This is a genomic window from Paenibacillus sp. OT2-17 (assembly GCF_009827695.1).
GTDB classification, from domain to species: Bacteria; Bacillota; Bacilli; order Paenibacillales; family Paenibacillaceae; genus Paenibacillus; species Paenibacillus polymyxa_B.
In genome coordinates this window covers 1-3,823 of sequence record NZ_WUDQ01000358.1, presented here as the reverse complement: position 1 = coordinate 3,823, position 3,823 = coordinate 1, and the positions used below count along the sequence as shown (strand labels likewise).

The 3,823-nt window shown below is 46.0% G+C and carries 6 protein-coding genes; all 6 read right to left on the bottom strand.

The features are described 5' to 3' along the window. Window positions 1–754: glycine--tRNA ligase subunit alpha (glyQ, locus tag GRP75_RS21140; protein WP_160790281.1), on the bottom strand; the 754-nt coding region annotated here is incomplete at its 3' end. Between the two features lie 118 nt (window positions 755–872). Next, window positions 873–1,019: a hypothetical protein gene (locus GRP75_RS21135; protein ID WP_155613687.1), complete on the bottom strand. Its 147-nt coding sequence runs from the start codon at window positions 1,017–1,019 to the stop codon at window positions 873–875. A 138-nt stretch (window positions 1,020–1,157) separates the two neighbouring features. Next, entirely contained in the window at window positions 1,158–1,910 is a 753-nt protein-coding gene (gene recO / locus GRP75_RS21130) for a DNA repair protein RecO (protein ID WP_023989481.1), read from the bottom strand. Window positions 1,911–1,952: 42 nt separating this feature from the next. Then, window positions 1,953–2,090: a YqzL family protein gene (locus GRP75_RS21125; RefSeq protein ID WP_080942848.1), complete on the bottom strand. Its 138-nt coding sequence runs from the start codon at window positions 2,088–2,090 to the stop codon at window positions 1,953–1,955. 396 nt (window positions 2,091–2,486) lie between these two features. Continuing rightward, window positions 2,487–3,389 carry a GTPase Era gene (gene era / locus GRP75_RS21120; protein WP_160790280.1) on the bottom strand — a complete coding sequence of 301 codons (903 nt, stop codon included), beginning with the start codon at window positions 3,387–3,389 and terminating at the stop codon, window positions 2,487–2,489. Window positions 3,390–3,438: 49 nt separating this feature from the next. Continuing rightward, window positions 3,439–3,813 carry a diacylglycerol kinase family protein gene (locus GRP75_RS21115; RefSeq protein WP_025722122.1) on the bottom strand — a complete coding sequence of 125 codons (375 nt, stop codon included), beginning with the start codon at window positions 3,811–3,813 and terminating at the stop codon, window positions 3,439–3,441. Between the last annotated feature and the right edge of the window lie 10 nt (window positions 3,814–3,823).

The following is a 3,823-nucleotide window of genomic DNA, read 5'->3' as shown; positions in this document are numbered from 1 at the left end:
TCGCTCCGCGAGCGTCCAGCAAGTTGAACGCATGAGAACATTTCAGCACATAATCATAGGCTGGAAATACAAGATGCTGCGCCATCGCTTTATTTGCCTCTTCTTCGTACATATTAAAAAGAGTAAAGAGCATTTTGACGTCAGATACTTCGAACGTATACTTGGAATGCTCAAATTCAGGCTGGTGGAAGACATCACCGTACGTAATTCCATTGACCCACTCCAAATCGAACACATTCTCCTTGTCCTGGATGTAGGAAGCAAGACGCTCCATACCGTACGTGATTTCTACGGCAACCGGACTGGCATCAATACCGCCCACTTGCTGGAAATAGGTGAATTGGGTAATTTCCATACCGTCCAGCAATACTTCCCAACCTAAGCCCCACGCTCCCAGCGTTGGTGCTTCCCAGTTGTCTTCGACGAAACGAATATCATGCTCCAAAGGGTTAATGCCCAAACGGCTCAAACTCTCCAAATACAATTCCTGAATGTTATCCGGTGAAGGCTTCAAAACTACTTGAAACTGATGATGCTGATACAGGCGATTCGGGTTCTCACCATAACGTCCGTCTGACGGACGACGAGAAGGCTCAACATAAGCTACGTTCCACGGCTCAGGTCCGATCGAACGTAAATACGTCATCGGGTTCATCGTGCCTGCCCCTTTTTCCGTGTCATACGGCTGTACAATAATACAGTTGTGTTCAGCCCAAAATTGTTGCAGCGTTAAAATCATCTGCTGAAAATTCATTGGTACACGCTCCCTTTCCAATTCCCTCAAATGTTGGTGATTTCTTCTCATTAAGCTCGTATGTACAGGGCTATTTTATCCCAAAAGCCTTGCTAGAGACAGCAAAAAGCCCCCGCCTCTACGCCTGTACAGACGTAGGGACGAGAGCTGACTCCCGCGGTTCCACCCTACTTGATTGCGATCCTACATCACCAATCAGATCGTAATCCTCTTTTCCGTGTCCATTCAGACGCTCCCGAGTGCCTTGTTCACGAAGAATTCCCACTGGGCTTACACCGTCCCCAACTCGCTAATTACAGAGAATACATCCCGCTACTTTCTCGTTCAATGCATCTGCTCCCAAAGGAGATATATAGTAGGATATTACACGTTTTCAGCAATACAGTCAAGAGAATAGGGCGTTTCACATATCGTACTTGTCGAGCTGATCCAAGAAATTGCGGGATTTCAGCTTGACCTCCAACTGCATATCCATGAACTGACGCATGACATGTTTGATCTCCAGCTTTGTGGAGTCCTTTACGTCAATGTTGCCGAGCCGATTCAAATCCATTCTGGCGAACAAGCGCAGCAACTTCAATGTACGTGGAGTCACGCTCAATGCAGCTGGATCATAATGCTTGTAGCTCCGACATAAAACTCCGCCCAGCCTCGGACTGACAAACATATCTTCATCAGCACATTGTTGACCACTTGAAATACATGCATCAAGCTGAGGAGCATATCCGGCCGCCTGCAATATTTTAAATTCATAAATACTCATGACGATCAGCGGATCTTTGCCACTCTCCAGCGCCTCCAAACATGCTTTAAGCTGCTTAAACCAGAACGCGCCTGTTTCCTCATCCTGTAACACCCGATCGAGTAATTCACAAGCATAAGAAGCGTAAGCAGCTTTAGTAATATCCTCGCGTAATGTATGGTGGGATTGGATGATTTCACCGGCATTCAACGTGCCTAAGCCTGTGTTTCGAAAAAAAACGAATTCACCGTACGTAAACGGCTGCGTTAAAGCAGCGTGACGGCTTTTGGACTTTTTTGCACCTCTGACCAGCACGCCTGCTTTGCCTCCGCTTTCGGTGCAAAGCGTAATAATTTTGTTCCCCTCACCGTAATCCATGCTGCGGATGACGATTCCTTCCACCCTGTAAAGCATGCCTCTTCCCCCAAACATTCGCGAAGAAGCCAGTGGCTTGTACTATTCACGGGCTTCTTCATGCTCGTCCGACTCTCCCTCATCCGCGTCTTGCTCCCTTGTCACGGCGCTCTCCCGATATAACAGATACGCACCGACATCTCCAGTCATCGCAAAATACTTCCACGAAAAATCTCGCAATCGTATTCATCCTTTCTTCGGAAATGACGTTTGCATCTCAAAAATAGGATGATGCGAAGAGGGGAGAAGTATGCGATGAAATAAATGGATTGCGTTAAAAAAGGCTGCTGTATGAGGGTTATAACACCGCTCCGCTGCAACGTGCACACAGTTACAATAACTCTTTTAAAAGCACTCCTTATTTCATCACTGGAAGAAAGGGGTAAAAAGAGCAAGAGTTAAGCGCCGCATATGCGCGGCGCTTTGAATGACCAGAAAACTGTTACTTATCTCAGTCATAGAGATCGGGACGGCTTTTTTTATGATACTCACAAAAACTATACATATTTATTTAATATCAATTTTTTAGCCTCAATAAACCCTTGAACTAAAGTGACGTAGAATCGATTTCTGTTTTTAAGCGTCGCGATGGAAGCCAAGGTCACGAAGGACGTGTTCCTGGTTGCGCCAGTCTTTTTTGACCTTAACCCAAAGTTCCAGGAAAATCTTGGAGCCTAGCAGGTTTTGGATATCCTGGCGGGCCTGTTTGCCCACTTCTTTGAGCATGGCTCCCTGTTTGCCGATAATGATCCCCTTCTGGGAGTCACGCTCTACAAAAATAACAGCCATAATATGCACTACCCCATTATCCTGCACTTTCATGTCTTCAATCATAACCGCAATAGAATGGGGGACTTCCTCACGTGTCATATGCAGAATTTTTTCCCGAACCAGTTCGGAGATGACAAACTGTTCTGGATGGTCGGTAATTTGATCATCCGGATAATATTGCGGACCTTCTGGCAAGTATTTTTGCACCTGCTCCAGCAGGGTGTTTACATTGTTGCCCATTTTGGCTGAGATCGGTATGATTTCTGCAAAGTCGTACAACTTGCGATACTGCTCAATCAGGGGCAACAACGCTTCCGGCTCAATGCGATCAATTTTATTCAGCACCAAGATAACTGGCGTTTTTACTTGTTTAAGCTGTTCCGCAATAAAACGGTCGCCACCGCCTAGACCCTCAGCAGCGTCAATAAGAAAAAGTACCGCTTCTACTTCACCCAACGTATTAAAAGCAGTCTGATTCATGTAATCTCCTAATTTTGACTGGCGCTTATGAATCCCGGGTGTATCCAAAAATACAATTTGTGTGTCCTCTGTAGTAAATACGCCGTGAATTTTGTTGCGTGTAGTTTGTGGCTTGTCTGACATAATGGCGATCTTCTGCCCAATGACGTGGTTCATCAGTGTTGATTTTCCGACATTGGGTCTGCCAACAATTGCGACAAAGCCTGATTTAAAGTGTTTCTTAGCCATTTCATTTCCTCCAGCGCGATTAAGCACCTATTTTATTTTGGTTTTTCCATTAAAACAGCGAACTAATTAACGTTAACATAGGCCTATAAAACACAAATATACCAATAATTACAGCAAAAACCGCTGCCAGGAGCACGGCTCCGGCGGCGGTGTCTTTAGCCGCTTTGGCCAGCGGATGAATATCAGGTGAGATGAGATCCACCGCTGCTTCAACAGCGGTGTTGAACAGTTCGGCTACAATGACTATAGCGATAGCCACGCAGACGAATAACCAATCGAGCCGGGAGATGTGCAGAGTTAAGCCTGCTACAATGACAAGGAGCGCCACGGCCACATGTATCCGCATATTTACTTGCGTACGCAGAGCATACATCACGCCTTCTGCCGCATAGCGAAAGGTCATTCTCCAAGGCTGACGTCTCATTACCTTGTCA

Bases quoted from the DNA above. Each gene is read 5' to 3' on its own strand.
- recO (WP_023989481.1), bottom strand. From the start codon at position 1,910: ATGCTTTACAGGGTGGAAGGAATCGTCATCCGCAGCATGGATTACGGT.
- GRP75_RS21115 (WP_025722122.1), bottom strand. From the start codon at position 3,813: ATGAGACGTCAGCCTTGGAGAATGACCTTTCGCTATGCGGCAGAAGGC.
- era (WP_160790280.1), bottom strand. From the start codon at position 3,389: ATGGCTAAGAAACACTTTAAATCAGGCTTTGTCGCAATTGTTGGCAGA.